General features: G+C 59.0%; 8 protein-coding genes. 4 read left to right on the plus strand and 4 right to left on the minus strand.

Translation table 11 applies throughout. From position 1 onward, the window contains the following. The first annotated feature begins 109 nt into the window (after nt 1–109). The 3 genes from FJU08_RS16150 to FJU08_RS16160 are packed head-to-tail and all read left to right on the plus strand — an operon-like array spanning nt 110 to nt 2,859. Complete coding sequence (locus tag FJU08_RS16150; protein ID WP_141150057.1) at nt 110–676, plus strand: TRAP transporter small permease; 567 nt, start codon at nt 110–112, stop codon at nt 674–676. A gap of 21 nt (nt 677–697) precedes the next feature. After that, a complete protein-coding gene (locus FJU08_RS16155) occupies nt 698–2,002 on the plus strand; it encodes a TRAP transporter large permease (protein ID WP_141150058.1) in 1,305 nt (434 codons plus the stop codon). Nucleotides 2,003–2,055: 53 nt separating this feature from the next. Beyond that, nucleotides 2,056–2,859 carry a DeoR/GlpR family DNA-binding transcription regulator gene (locus tag FJU08_RS16160; protein WP_141150059.1) on the plus strand — a complete coding sequence of 268 codons (804 nt, stop codon included), beginning with the start codon at nt 2,056–2,058 and terminating at the stop codon, nt 2,857–2,859. A 9-nt stretch (nt 2,860–2,868) separates the two neighbouring features. Here the strand turns inward: FJU08_RS16160 and FJU08_RS16165 are convergent, their stop codons facing one another. The 4 genes from FJU08_RS16165 to FJU08_RS16180 form a co-directional block, all read right to left on the minus strand. Beyond that, nucleotides 2,869–3,864, minus strand: coding sequence for a Gfo/Idh/MocA family protein (locus tag FJU08_RS16165; RefSeq protein WP_141150060.1), 996 nt, complete (start codon nt 3,862–3,864; stop codon nt 2,869–2,871). 125 nt (nt 3,865–3,989) lie between these two features. Further along, a complete protein-coding gene (locus tag FJU08_RS16170) occupies nt 3,990–5,225 on the minus strand; it encodes an HlyD family secretion protein (protein ID WP_141150061.1) in 1,236 nt (411 codons plus the stop codon). Then, complete coding sequence (locus FJU08_RS16175; protein WP_181409882.1) at nt 5,218–5,697, minus strand: hypothetical protein; 480 nt, start codon at nt 5,695–5,697, stop codon at nt 5,218–5,220. The genes FJU08_RS16170 and FJU08_RS16175 overlap by 8 nt, the downstream gene beginning before the upstream one ends. Before the next feature lie 226 nt (nt 5,698–5,923). Further along, nucleotides 5,924–12,934: an autotransporter outer membrane beta-barrel domain-containing protein gene (locus FJU08_RS16180; protein WP_235890752.1), complete on the minus strand. Its 7,011-nt coding sequence runs from the start codon at nt 12,932–12,934 to the stop codon at nt 5,924–5,926. A 412-nt stretch (nt 12,935–13,346) separates the two neighbouring features. On the opposite strand from FJU08_RS16180, the gene FJU08_RS16185 reads away from it, so the two are divergent. Continuing rightward, a complete protein-coding gene (locus FJU08_RS16185) occupies nt 13,347–14,894 on the plus strand; it encodes an EAL domain-containing protein (RefSeq protein WP_141150062.1) in 1,548 nt (515 codons plus the stop codon). Nucleotides 14,895–14,959 lie beyond the last annotated feature (65 nt).

Consider the following 14,959-nt stretch of genomic DNA (forward strand, 5'->3'; position numbering starts at 1 on the left):
CGGCCTGCTGCCCCGATCAAAAGCAGGCCGCCCATAACCCGCATTTCATTCAGCGCAGACGCCCCTGACGGCCTCGCCTTCAGATGCGTCTGCCGCCTGGAGGGCGATCATGGCGCTTGAAGAACACCACTCCCACCGTCTGTCCGAGGCCACCGACGATCCGAAATGGCTCAGGGCCATTTCACATCTGTCGACGGTTCTCAATCGCATCGCAGCTTTCGCGGCTGCCTGCATTCTGGTTTTCATGACAGCCTTCACGCTTCTGGAAATCTGCCTCAGGCTGTTTTCCAAATCGACCTTCATGGCCGATGCGCTGGTCGGCAATGGCGTCGCCGCCGTCTGTTTTCTGTCGGCTGCCTGGGCGCTGGAAGAGGGTTTCATGATCCGCGTGAAGGTGATCACCGACCGCGTCGGACCAAAACTCGCCTGGGCCTGTGAATTCTTCACCCTGATTGCGGTTGAGGCGCTGCTCCTCTTCATGGCGCATTATCAGTGGAAGACCGTCTACAAATACTGGAGCCGGGGTACCGTCTCCGAGACCTATCTGCCGATCCCGCTCTTTATCCCTGAAAGCTTTTTCCTCATCGGCCTTGGCCTGATGGCGCTTCAGGTCATCGTGCGCCTGCTCAGGCTCGTGGCTGTCGGCCACGCCGAAGAGCGCGCATTGACGCTTTGAGCGAGAGAGAAGGAACGTATCATGTCTGTTTCCATGTCCATCCTCGTTCTCCTGTTGCTGCTGGTGCTGTTTCTCGGCGCCGGCACCTGGATTTTTGCCGGCCTGATGCTGGTGGGCGCCGGGGCCATGTATTTCGCCCTTGATTTCAGCTGGGCCCGTATCGGTTCCATCGCGACAAAGGTCGTTTCATCTTCAGCCGTCTCATGGGAACTGGCCGCTATCCCGATCTTCATCTGGATGGGCGATATCATCTTCAGAACCGACATTTCCAACCGGCTGTTCCGTGGCCTGTCACCGCTGGTCTCGCGCATTCCGGGCGGCCTGCTGCACACCAATGTGATTGGTTGCACCATTTTCGCCGCCATCTCCGGCTCATCGACCGCAACGACCGCCACGGTCGGCAAGATCACCATCCCTGAACTCAAGGCCCGCGGTTACGATGTGGCGCTTGCCTCCGGTTCACTGGCAGGTGCTGGCAGCTTCGGCCTCCTGATCCCGCCGTCGATCGCCATGATCGTTTATGGCGTTCTGGCCCAGGTCTCGATCTCCAAGCTCTTTGCCGCTGGCCTGATCCCCGGTCTGATGATGGCGGGGCTTTATTCCGGCTATATCGCCATCGTGTCGCTGATCCGCCCCTCGGTCGCCCCGCCGCATGGCGAGCCGGTGGACTGGCGCAGCATTCTGATGGGCATTGTCGATCTTCTTCCGGTGCTGATCCTGATGACCATCGTGCTCGGCGCGATCTATACCGGCATTGCCACCCCCTCGGAGGCCGCAGCCGTCGGCGTCTTCGGCGCCGTCATCATCACCGTCGTCACCCGGCAGTTTTCCTGGTCGCTCTTTGCCGACAGTCTGAAAAACACCATCCGCGTCTCCTCTATGATCCTGATGCTGATTGCCGCGTCCGCCTTCCTGTCTTCGGCGATTGCCTATCTGCATCTGCCAACCATGATCACCCAGTCGATTGCGGCGATGAACCTGTCACCCTATGGCGTGCTGTTGATCCTGGCCGTGCTCTATATCGTGCTCGGCATGTTCCTTGATGGCACCTCGATGACCGTCATGACCGTGCCGATCGCCGTGCCGCTGATCGTTCATGCGGGTTTTGATCCGCTGTGGTTCGGCATCTACCTTGTCATCATGATCGAAATGAGCGCATTGACGCCGCCGGTTGGTCTGAACCTGTTCATTCTTCAGGCGCTGACTGGTGAAACCATCGGCAAAACAACGCGTGCAGCATTGCCGTTCTTCCTGCTGCTCTGTATCGGTACAGCATTGCTCGCCGTTTTCCCGCAGATTGTTTTATGGTTGCCGAACACGTTATAATCGCGCTTTCCGATCCTGCCGTGTGCCTTCAAACCGGATAAGAAGAATTGAATTTGACCGACGAAAACAACGCCGAAGAGCTCCTGCCCGCCGAACGACGCCAGCAACTTGTTGACTGGTTCAAGAACAACAAGGCGGGCACCAGCCAGGATCTGGCCCGGATGTTCAACATTTCGGTTTCCACCATCCGCCGTGATCTCGACCTTCTGGCGTCAGAAGGCCTTGTGAAACGCACGCATGGCGGCGCGGTCAGCATCCGCTCCCGCGCAACTTACGAACCCTCGACTGACCTGGCGCGGCGCACGGCGCTGGAGGAAAAGCAGGGTATCGCCCGCGAGGCTCTGCGCTTTATCGAAGCCGATCAGGCGTTGCTGATCGATACGGGAGCCGTTACCTGTCACCTCCTCGCCGACGAGATCGCCAATCTCGACCTGCCGCTGACCGTCATCACCAACGATCTCTATGTCGCCAAGGTTTTGACCTACAAGCAGAATATCAAGCTGATCGTGCCGGGCGGCGCCTGCCGTTTTGGCTCCTTCAGCCTGCTTGGCGAGCCGGGCTTAAGCTTTCTTGCCGATATCCGCTGCGACCTGTTCTTCATGTCGGCGGCCGCCGTCGATGAAACCTGCATTTCGGAGACCATGCTGGAGCTGGTTCAGCTCAAGCGCGCCATGATCGAAGCGGCCGGCAAGGTGATCCTGCTGGCCGATTCAAGCCGCTTCATGGAACGCGCCCTGCACAAGACCGCAGCAATCGACAAGGTCAACATCATCATCACCGATGAAGGGCTCAGGCAGGACGATATCGACAAGTTCCCATCCCCCGGCCCGACCTTCATCAAGGCCGCGATGAGTTGAGCGCCGGCCTCACGCCGCCGGCGTTTCACCGGGATAGCTGAGGCCGATCTGGGCGCGGATCGCATCGAGCGTTTCCATGATGGCAACGGTCTCGGCAATCGGCATGCGCGATGACGACCGCGCACCGGACGCAATCAACCGTTCCATCTCGAAGGCCTGAAACTGCATGCCGCGGTTTGCCACCCGGCCGTCATAGGTCTCGATCAGCTTGCCGGCATAATCCACCACCTTGAACATGGTCGGCGTATACCAGACGCTGTCAATCTCGATCCGACCCTTTTCGCCATAGATCACCGCCATATTGGGACCGGCGCAATCCAGCGCGGAAACACTTGCAGACATGGCATCGCCCGCATGGCGCATGTTGACGGCAATCTCGGCATCGACCCCGGTCCCGGTGAAACGTGCCATCGCGCTGACCGCGTCTGGCGCACCGAGAATGTCGAAGGCGAACGAAACGGGATAGATACCAAGGTCCAGCAATGCCCCGCCGCCCAGTTCCGGCGCATTGAGGCGGTGGCTGGGATCGGTCGGGAGAAACTGCCGGTGCTCGGCCTGAACCGAGCGCACGCGCCCGATCAGGCCGGAATCGATGATCTCATGAATGCGGATCATATGCGGCAGAAAGCGCGTCCACATCGCTTCCATCAGCACCAGATCCTTTTTGCGCGCAAGATCTGCAAGCGCCTTCGCTTCTCCGGCATTCAGCGTGAAGGCCTTTTCCACCAGCACGTGCTTGCCCGCTTCCAGCGCCAGAATTGCCGCATCCGCATGTTGAGGATGCGGTGTCGCGACATAAATGATATCGACCTCAGGGTCGGCCACCAGAGCCTCATAGCTGCCATGGGCATTGGCAATGCCGAACCGATCGGCAAAGGCTTGCGCCTTATCCGAAGAACGCGACCCGGCAGCGGTAACGACAAGCCCCGTTGCCAGCAGGTCGCTGGCGAAAGAGGCCGCAATCCCGCCCGTTGCAAGGATCCCCCAACGCAGTTTCTGTTCCATCGCTCATTCCTCCCGGGAGCCGGTTCGCTTGATTCGGCGCTCCGCCCTCACGGAGCAGAATAGGCTTATCCGTCATCGGCATTGAACAAAAGGCCCCGCGAAACCTAAAAAGCCAGCGGCATCCCTCAGTGCCCGGAGAAAACCAGTTGATTAACTGGCAGCGTCAGCACCTGAATCCGCAGGATGGCAGCATGCAGCACGCCGACCGTATCGACCACATGCAGCAGAATTTTCTTGCCCGCGCCAATATCCGGATCATCATAAAGGTCATGATTATTGGTGTAGACATTGGCGATACAGGCGCTGCCCGGCGGGATTTTTGCGGCCTGCCCGGGATAGAGTTCATGCATGCGCACCAGAACCGAGCCGGGATTGGCCGTGCGCGCAGCGGGATCAAGCAGCTCGTCGGTCGGGCGGAATTGACCAGTGGCAATCACATCCTGAACACTGTCGACGACCATAGGTATAATGGCGAAGGGCTGGGAGGCACAGGCCAGTTCGCCGATCATGCCAGGATGAATGACCTGCGCCGTCAGCTGTCCGAAACCGGCAATAAACTGCCCGCCCTCCTGTTCCTCGGGCACAAGAATGCCAGCAGGACGAACGAAGGGATTGACCACATCGCCGGGGCGAAGCTGGAACTGCTGGATCCGCCCTGAGATGCTGGCGCGGATGCTGCGTTTGTCGAGCGCGACCTCTGCCTCTCGAAGCGACGCTTCCGCACTGGCCTTTTCCGTCGGCAGCAATGTCTCGATATGCGCCTCGATCGCCTTTTGTCTGGCGATTGCGACATCGATGGCGCTCTTCGCCTCCTCAACCTGGCCGCTCAGCGTATCGATCACCTGTTGCGCGACAGCATTGGAATTCTTCGCCTGCAGGCCGAGATTGCGATCAAGCTCGGTCTGGATGCGAGCGAGAACGCTGCGGGCCTGCGCCACCGATGCAATCGCCGCCTGAAGATCCTGCCCGGCGACCACCTGCTGCGCTTCGACATTGGCGACCTTTTCACGCGCGGCATCAACGCTTGCCTGCTGCTGCCGGTCGTCCAGCGTGAAAATGACGTCGCCATCATGCACCAGATCGCCGCTTTTCACATGAACCGCCGTCACCCGTCCGGGGCTGTCCGGCAGGATCGTCACTGTGCGGAAAAACGAGGTCACGGCCGTGGATGTCGGATGAAAGAAGAACACTGTAGCAATCAGGATGACAGTCAGCATGGCACAGCCGGTAATGCCCCATCTCAGCTCATACCAGACCGTGAAGAGATTGATCTCTTGGCCGAAGCGCTTGTTCTGCCGGTAACGCCGGTAAAGATAGTCCGGCAGGATGGTGAAGATCGAACAGAACAATAATTCAAGCATCGCCGTCCTCCTTCTTCATACCGCCCGCTTCTCCAGCCTCAGCGGTGGCCATGACCACAGGCTCGGATTTTTCAGCCGATCGCAGCGCGTCCGGCGGCGGGGCCTCAGGCGGCGCTGTGACGGCCGCCGCCGGACGCGGCCTGCTCCGCGCGATGCGGTTCAGCGAGCGCGCCATGGAAACCATCGGCGTGAGAAAGTCCGGAATGCGGATCGCGACAATCAAAAGGGCTGCGACCCAGAAGATGTTGTTATGGGTAAAAAGCGACAACAGCGCGAGAATGCCGACCAGTTGCAGCTGAATGCTGTTGCTTCTGTGCGCCATCCGTTCCGGCAGCGCATGAAGATGAAGGTAAAACACCCCGATCAGGAGCACGATGACCAGCGTCAGAATAATCATCGCCACGAGCAGAACATCGGTCTGCCCCGGCCCCGTAATAAAAAATGGCAGATAGCCGTCATATTCCGTCTGCATTGCCACCCCCAAGCTTTGACCATGTTCCCAAAGTAAGGGTAATTGAATTCATTAAATTAATGAAGACAATATATATACATCCAAATGAAGAGAAATATTGCACCGCATCAAAAAACGTTTCCCCAGATAAAGACCACCCTTTATCGCGCATGCGTGAGATACATATTGTCCGGAGTACGACCCCGGACATGACGAATTACTGCCCCGTTTATCCTGAAGCCGATGCTCAAAACCGGTAACTGAACCGCAACGAGCCGATATGGGACTGATAATCCTTGGCGAAGCTGCCGTCATATTGCAGCTTGATCTCCATGCCCTGCCGCTTTGCGAGATCAAGGCCGAGCGAGACACGCCCGACCGTATCGGCAATCGGCGTGAAGGTGGAGAAGCTGTCCATGGAAGAAATGCCGGCGAAGCGTGCCGTCGTTTCCCATTCATCGGTGGACAGGAAGGAAACGCCGAGATCAGCATAGAGCCGTGCCGGCATATCCTCCAGAAAGGCGATGCGGGCACCGAACTCAACCCCTGGCGTGACACCGAAGGCGGTATCAGAATTGCCGTCGACCATCAGGTTGAGGGCGCCCGCGCCGGTCTCGTTGTAGCTGAACTGCTGCATGTTGATGACGTCGAAATCCACCTTCGGGCGCATATAATAGGCGTCACTGAAGGCAAATTCATAGGATGCGCGGGCGCGGGCAAAGAACATGGCCGAATCCGGCGATCCCTTGGCCGTCGCCGACAGGGTATCGAGATTGATATAGCGCTTCGATTCACCCCAGTTATAGCCGGCACCGCCGACAAGACCGAACAGCCAGGGGCCGATCTCCTTTTTCAGCGCGATCGCGCCGGTAAACGATTCCTGATCAAGCTTCTGCGTACCGGCATCATTGCGGAACCAGCTATCGCCATAGGCCAGGCTGGTGCCGAGGAACCAGCCACCGCCAATATCAGCCTGACCGCCAGCCTGGAAGCCACCGATAGATTTCTGATAGCCCTTCAGGTCACCATTGTCGTCCTGGGTCGAACCGCCACCAAGCACACGCGTCCAGACACATGATCCTTCGTCAGTCATCACACCGGACGTCTCAAAGGCCGGACAGGAAAGCACGCTGTTGGCCGCAGAAATCGCCGCTGCGGGCGAATCCGCCAGTGGCGCAGCGGCGGTCTGCGACGCAACGGTCAGCAGCATATCAGAGAAAGTCTCCGGTGTTGTCTGATGGAAGGCGCCAAAGACCTGCCCCAGCGAGATCTTGTCATCGCCAAAGAAGACTTCGCTCGCCCGGCCATCGGCAAGCCTGTCCCAGGCCTGCTGCAGGGCGCCCGCGGCCGAGGTCGCATTGCGGCCGAGCGCAACGCCGGTTCCGGTAAAATCAGCGCTGGCCACGGAGAACCCGACCCAGCCGTCAGATGAGGTCGTAACATCGGAGAAACTGAACACTGTCGATGACAGGATCGAAAGTTCGGAAAGATCGTCGCCATCGACCTTCAGGAACTCAGCCCTTGTATTCGGCAACAGCGCATTGGCATTGACATCAACGCCCCAGCGACCGGCAAAATCGCCTTCCACATGCAGCCTGTCACCGGCCCCCTTTTCCATGTCGACATCAAGGCTGGCGAGAAGGCCGCCGCGGCTTGATTTCGCACTGCGCCAGGTCTGTTTCTGGTCGCCGCTATAATAGCTGAAGGCGTTGAAATCAGTCGAAAGCCCCAGGCTCGCTGCATCATAAGCACTGCCAAGATCGGACGTGCCGACACCGACGAGATCGCCGGTAATCCGGGTCTCGACCGTATTCCAGGCGCCCCCCAGATCAATGGTGCCCGCATTGACGATGGCATCAATATCGGCAATCGCACCGGTCACAAACGTACCGGTTCCCTGATTGAGGAACATGCCGGTGCCTGCTATCGCCGAAGTCTGCACCACGCCATTGGCAGCTGAACTCGTGCTGTCAAATTTATGCTGCACGATATTGCCGGTGACATTGCTGAAACTGTTGATCGTGACCGTTGTCTTGTTGGCCTGCGATGTGTAGATCGCACCACCGGTGTAATCGTCGCTCGATCCAGCCGCCGTCGAGCCGGAAATCGAGCCTCCGTTCGACACATTGACGGTCAGCGTCTCGCCCGTGGTCTGCGCCCAGACGCCCCAGGATGTCGGATCTGCAACCGTAACCTTGCCACCAACGGTGACAACCAGCCCGCCCGACTGCGAATTGCCGCTCGTCTTGCCGTCCTCCTTGTTGTTGAAGCGCCCGAGCGTACCGGCATAGGTCTTGCCATTGCGGGTGAAGATGCCGCCGGAGCCGCCTATCGACTGGGCGACAATGCCATGGGCGTATTTGCCGGTCGTCGAAATCGTCGTATCCGCATCGAGCGAGACATTCGCAACACCGACCGTTTCCGAATTGCCGTCGTCGGCATAGTAATAGTCGGAGCCCTTGGCCTTGGGGTTGTTGTAATAGCCGTAGAAAGCATTGAGCCGCTGCGCCAGATCCGCCGCAACGCCGCCACCGCCACTCACCGTCTGCGCCAGAATGCCAAAGGCCCCATCACCGCTGGTGACAATCGAAGAACCGCCCTTGAGGTTGACATAGGCATGACCGGCGCTGTTCGGCGCCTGCTTCTGGACGAAGGAAATCCTGTCCATCACCGTCGCATCAGCCGTGATGAAACCACCACCGCCGCTGATCGACTGGGCCACAATGCCAACCGAACGCGTGCCATAGGTGTGGATCGCACCATAATGGTTGACCGTCACCGCCTTGCCATGGGCCGAACCCGCTTCACTGCCGGAACCGAGTGTTACGCTGAGAACATCCTTGATCGTATCATCATTGACCGATGTCTCAGTGCCGAGCGCCACGCCTGCAAGCCCGCCGCCGCCGCCGATCGACTGGGCAATGATCGCCTGCGAGGCATCGCCCTTCGTCACGATCTGGGTATCGGCAAGCGTCTGGACGGTAACGGTTCCGGCATAGCCGTAATTGCCGTTCGATGAGCCGCCTAACTTGATATTGACCTTCGAGACAGCGAGCCCGGAAGAAAAGCCGACACCGCCGCCGCCGGCAATCGACTGCGCAACCACACCATTTGCTGAAAATCCGCCCGTATAGACGTTGCTGGCATAGACGCTCACATTACCGCCGTCGCCGCCATCGCCACCGGATGCGCCGATCTTCAGGGACGCACAGCTATCCTTGTCGTCGGAGCTGGAACTATCCGAGGTGTCACAGTCTGAACTATCCGATGAACTGCCGCTTGAGCCCGTATCCGCATCATCGGAATCGTCACTGCCCGAGGAAACGGCAACCGCACCGCCGCCACCGCCGATCGACTGGGCAACAATGCCGGACGACATGGTGCCATAGGTGCGGATCGTTCCCGTTCCCACAACCGCATTCGAATTGGTAATATCCCGGCCGATGGTGATGGTGCCACCATTACCCCCCTGTCCGCCGGATGTGCCAATGGTGGCGTTGAAGGTCAGCTTGCTGTCACTGTCATCGCCGCCATCATCGCCGCCGCCATCATCACTGGTGGCTGTCGCGGCCACCGTTTCGGCATCATCACCGCCATCATCATCGCTTTCATCCTGCTTGATCGAAAGCGAGCTCTTGCCTGAACCCGCAGCGCCGCCGCCGCCGCCGATCGACTGGGCCAGAATGGCATCCGACCAGTCGCCGCTGGTGGTAATCGTGCCCTTGCTCCAGACATGGACCGCACTGCCATCGCCGCCGCCGGAACCTTTGGCGCCGAGGCCAATGGTCAGCGCCCAGTCGGCATCCCCCATGCCGCCGCTGCCCGAGGAGGCGCCACCGCCACCGCCGATCGACTGCGCGAAAATGCCACGCGACACATGTCCCGTGGTGGTCACTTTCGCCGCGCTTGAGCCAAGACCGACACTGACGATATTGCCATAACTGCCCGCGCCGCCATCAGCGCCCATCGAGATGTTGAGCGCTGCGGTTTCAATCCCCTTGGAGGCCTTGGTTGAACCCGAACCGGTGCCAGCATTGCCGCCACCGCCGCCAATCGACTGGGCAAGAACGCCATCGGCATAGTCCCCCGATGTCTGAACCTGTCCATAGACATACACATTCGCCATTCCGCCAATGCCACCCGAACCGCCCTTGCCGCCCAAAGCAACATCGACCGAAACGGCAAAATCAGCGCCTTCACCGACATCTTCCTCGCCCTCTGCCAGCCAGGATGTAATGGATTTGGCAACCGAGCTGGCGGTTGAATCACCGCCATTGCCGCCGCCGCCGCCAATCGACTGCACGACAAGACCGGCCGCACCATCCCCCTTGGTCACGACCGAAGCGCCGTCATAGACATGGGCAATGGCAAGGTCGCCATTGCCACCATCACCGCCAGTTCCACCATGGGCAACCGACACGGAAAGCGAAAGGGTGTTGCCCTCTTCATCGATGGGAACGCCGGCCGTGATCGCCTTGGCCGAGGCCTGGCCGCCATTGCCGCCACCGCCGCCAATCGATTGCACGACGATCGCATCGGCATCGGTGCCACTGGTCGCCACGGCACCATTAACATAGGCCAGCGCGTAAGCACCGTCGCCGCCCTGACCGCCGGAGCCGCCATGGGCAATGGAAATGCCGATGCCGATACTGGCACTGGTGGACTTGGCATTGCCGCCGACACCGCCGCCGCCGCCGATCGACTGTACCAGCATGGCCGTTGCATGGTCGCCGGAGGTGACGATCTGGCTGGTGCTGCCGAACTGGGTGACCTGGGCATTGCCGCCATCACCGCCAGCGCCGCCTGCACCGCCGGTGGCACTGGAAAAGCCGATGCCCCAGGCTGTCGCCTGGCCGCCGACACCGCCGCCGCCGCCGACCGACTGGGCAATCACGCCGGAGGCATAATCGCCCTTGGTCTGAATGACGACACCCTCTTCCAGACGCACGAACACATGGCCGCCCTGACCGCCGGGACCACCTGCACCGCCGACCGTGTGAAAAAGGCCCTTCTTGTTACGCCCCTGACCACCGCCGCCGCCAACCGACTGGGCGACAATGCCATGGGCTTCCGACCCGACCGTCGTCAGATTGGCATAGTTGTGAATATAGACATGACCGCCATCACTGCCGGCACCGTCCGAACTGCCGCTCGTCCCAGCGCCGATTGAACCACTCGCCCCGCCGCCATCATTGGTGCCGCCGCCTCCGCCGATCGACTGAGCCAGGATGGCGATGCCGCCACCGAGATCGGTAGAATCGGTACTGGCCGCCGCCGTATTCGCCGAGGCATAGCCACCATAGGTCAAGATCGCAGCCTTGTTGGTCACCGTCACCGTCGCGGCAACCGAGCCCGAACTTTGCCCGCCGACCGTCTGGCCCCCGTTCGGGTTGGTCACCGCTTCGCCGGTTGAATAGCTGGTCGTCGCCAATGTGCCGGTCGAAGACAATGCGCCACCGCCGCCGCCGATGGACTGGGCCATAATGCCATGGGAATCGACGCCATAGACCTTGATCACGCCCGCATTGGTAACCGTGACATCGCCGCTGGTAGACCCGTCCGCGCTCGTATCACCAAGTGTCATGGCATTGTTGCTGGCGTAAATGAGAATACCACCGCTGGCGACCGCCGAAGCCGACTGGGCGATGATGCCGTGCGAATGCGCGCCCTTGGTGGTGATGGCGAAATCATTGGTGACCGTAACCGCCTTTGCCTCGCCGCCAATGCCCTCGGTATGCTTGTAGCTCGATGTTCCGCCGCCGCCGAGCGACTGGACAATGATGCCCGAGGAATAGGCGCCCGAGGTGCTGATCTGGCCCCCGCCAGTGATGCTGGCGCTGGCGCCGTAGGAATAGCCTCCCGGCTGTTCGTTGTCCTTCTTGCCGCTTTGATAGGATGTTCCGCCCTGGCTGAGGGCATGAACTGCGGGCGAGTTGTCGCCATAGGTCAGAATTTTCGTTGACGACGCACCATAGACATTGATTTCAGCCGGACCGGCCAGCCCGCCCCACGGCGCCAGCTTGCCATCACGCGACAGGCCATCGCCTCCACGGGCAATCGCCAGCAGCGCAGCACCGGTTTTGCGCGTCAACTGCACCTCGCCATTGACGGTCGAAAAACGCACCGCACCGGCCAATTGCGTCGAAATGGTTCCCGTCATCGCTTTGGATGAACTGCCAAGCGTGATCGTGGCAACCGGGTTGTATAACTCCAGATCCCAGGTGCTGCCACCGTCGCCTCCGGTGACGTTATCCCCAAACTGGTTGGTATTATAGGGCGTATTGCCGCCATAAGAGGCAGCAATGATCGCAGGCCCGCTCACCGTGGCGTAAACTGAATTGCCCGCATAGACGGAGGCAACATGCGCAGTGCCACCGCCGGCCAGATCATCATCACTGCTATAGGTTGAAGGACCGCCAATGCTGAGCGCGGCGATACCAAAAGTAGTACCGGAAACAACCCCGGTCGAATGCACCGACACAGCCCCGGCCGCACCGCCATAGGCTTTTCCGGTATCGTGGGCATGTTTGGACGTCCCGCCCTTGGAAAGGGCGAGGATGCCACCACCGACCGTACTTGAAACGTCACCCGAACTGATGATCTTGATATCACCGCCGTTGCCGGCGCCGGTTTCCATCATGTCATCCGAGCCGCTCCAGTTGAGCGCACCGAGCGAAACGGCACTGAGACCTGCCGTCTGCGTCTTTGCAATCTTCAGATCGCCGACGGAAATGCCATCGCCCGGCTGTATCAGAAGTTCGGTGGCAGCAGCCTCAGTCACCGCAATATCGGCATTGTTGGTGATCGACAGACCGAGGCCGGTCCAACCCCAGTTGGAATGAACGGAATAGATGTGGCCGCGATAGGTATCGTCATTGCCGCCGCCCTCGCCGGGGCGGATCACGGCCATGTAGGAGCCGCCATAGGCATATTGCGATGTGGTCAGATTGCCCGCATCAATCGTACAGGTGATCGTCTCGGCAGCAATATCACCATTTCTCTGTGAGAACTGATCAGAATTGATATTCGAGCCGGTCTCTGTCGTTACACTGGACGGCGAACAGTTCGACTGTGCATAGGCACGGCTGTAGCCGCGTGAATAAAACGGAAGTGGCACGCCCGCCAGTGTGCCGAGAAGCGCAGTTGACTGGAAGAGTATCGATGACGCAACAAACCGCACCTTCGCCTTTTCCGTCTGCCGCGATGATTGCCTTGCAGCAACACCGACAGTAAAGCCGCCTCTCTTTTTCTGTATCATACACACATCCCCTGACAATCCGGTATAACCTCGGACGTCATTCTCCGCATTCGATGAGTACTTACTTTAAAATGAATCCAGATAGAGAGGGCAATAGGGAAAATATTTATATTACATTTTTTTCTACAATTCACACCGTCAATGAAAATGACATTCTGTCTGTTTTGACTTGAATATCGGCACGATAGACATTGAAATTCCATGCACTGCCGGATGCCATCGGACTGAAATATCCGTCTTGGCCTGCGGAATTTGCCGATATCAGCCCGCGACCTGTTTTCAAATGACCGCCCTGCGGGTTCCCCCCAAGGCAAAGGACGAATGAAAGAGACGGCCGGGCAGTGAGGACTTGTAACTGCCTGCCAAAGCAGGCACAGATAGTCGGCCTGGGTCTGAATGGGGAGCAGATCGGATGACGCTTTTCTGGCGTTACCGCTTATTGATAGGAGCCTGCGCGCTTGGCGGTGCGATCCTGTTTCTCTGCGCCTTTGCATTGTCACAGATTTATGCTGCGGAAACGACGGTCAGACATTACGGCAGCTTTGTGCTTCGGCAGGCCTATTCAGTCGGCAAGGAAAGTTCCGACACGCTTACTCTACTGAACCAGAAAACCGGTGAAATCTGTTCCGACGCCGATCTGACAGCATTGCGCAAAGTGGCGTTTGCAGCCGAATACCTGAAAGATGTCGGTCGGGTTTCGGCAGGCCGCCTCGTCTGCACAGCCATTTGGGGACGCCTGAATGAGCCGGCCCTGCTGCCGCCACCCGACCACATCGCCGCTGAAACCCACACCGCCCTATGGCGTGAAAAGGCTGGCATTCTGCCTGGTGGCCTTGCCGTCGATATCGCCGCGTTCGAAGACAGTGCCGTCATTACAGCCCCCAATGCCTTCAATGCAGTTTCGGATTTGCCGGCCGGACTGGGTATCGTCGTTCTGACTCGTGATGGTTCGCATATTTTCCGGCGTTTCGGTGAAACGAAAGATATGGGCGCAGACCTCGCCATCAATCCCGGCCTTGTCAATCTTGACCGTAATCGCTTTTTCTATAGCTGTTCGCCGCTCGATATATGCGTTGTGGCGCGCCTGAGACTCGAAGGCTTCTACGGCGCTGCTACATCGAAAAGCCTCGGCGTGGCGCTTGCCGGAATCTTGACGGGTGCATGGCTCGGGCTGGTGATCGCCTATGTCGATAATGGCCGCTCCTCTATTGAGAAACGGCTGAAACGCGCCATCAGGGAAGACCGCCTGGCGGTGCTGTTTCAGCCGATCCTGCATCACCAGGCAAAGCGCCTTGTCGGTGCCGAAGCGCTCGTTCGGCTGGTCGACGTCGATGGCAGATTGATCTCCCCCTTCCACTTTATAGAGCTCGCCGAAACGCTTGGCCTGTCCTATCAGATAACACAAAGCGTCACCAAGAAAGCGCTGACGGAGATGAAACCGTATCTGCAGGCCGATAGGCGCCTCTATGTCAGCATCAATGTCACCGCCGATGACTTCCTTCAGCCAGACTTTCTGGACTTCATGCAAAAGCAGGCCGCCCGCCATTCGGTTCTGCCTGAACAGATCGCCCTTGAGCTGACCGAGAGATCAACGGCCAGCCACGAACACCTCGCACGCAGAATGCAGGAGGTCAGACAGGCCGGCTTTCAGATCTTTATCGATGATTTCGGAACCGGCTATTCGAGCCTGTCCTATATTGCCAATCTGCCGATTTCGGGAATCAAGGTCGATCAGTCGCTTGTGCAGATGGCTACGCGCACCGATATCGGCATGTCCGTTGTCGACAAGATATTCGAACTGGCGCATACCCTTGACGTCAAACTGATCTGCGAAGGCGTCGAGCGGCAGGACGAAGCCAATCGCTTGTCTGCGGCCCATCCCGAGCTTATCATACAGGGCTGGCTTTATGGAAAGCCGATGCCGATCGAAAAGCTGAAGGCGTATATTCACCAGGCATAGAAACAGTCACCCACAGCGCCAGACGAACAGGAACGCCTGCCCCGCCAATGGCGGATTTGCCAATG

The organism is Martelella alba, from assembly GCF_006516955.1.
In the GTDB taxonomy this organism is placed as follows: Bacteria; Pseudomonadota; Alphaproteobacteria; order Rhizobiales; family Rhizobiaceae; genus Martelella; species Martelella alba.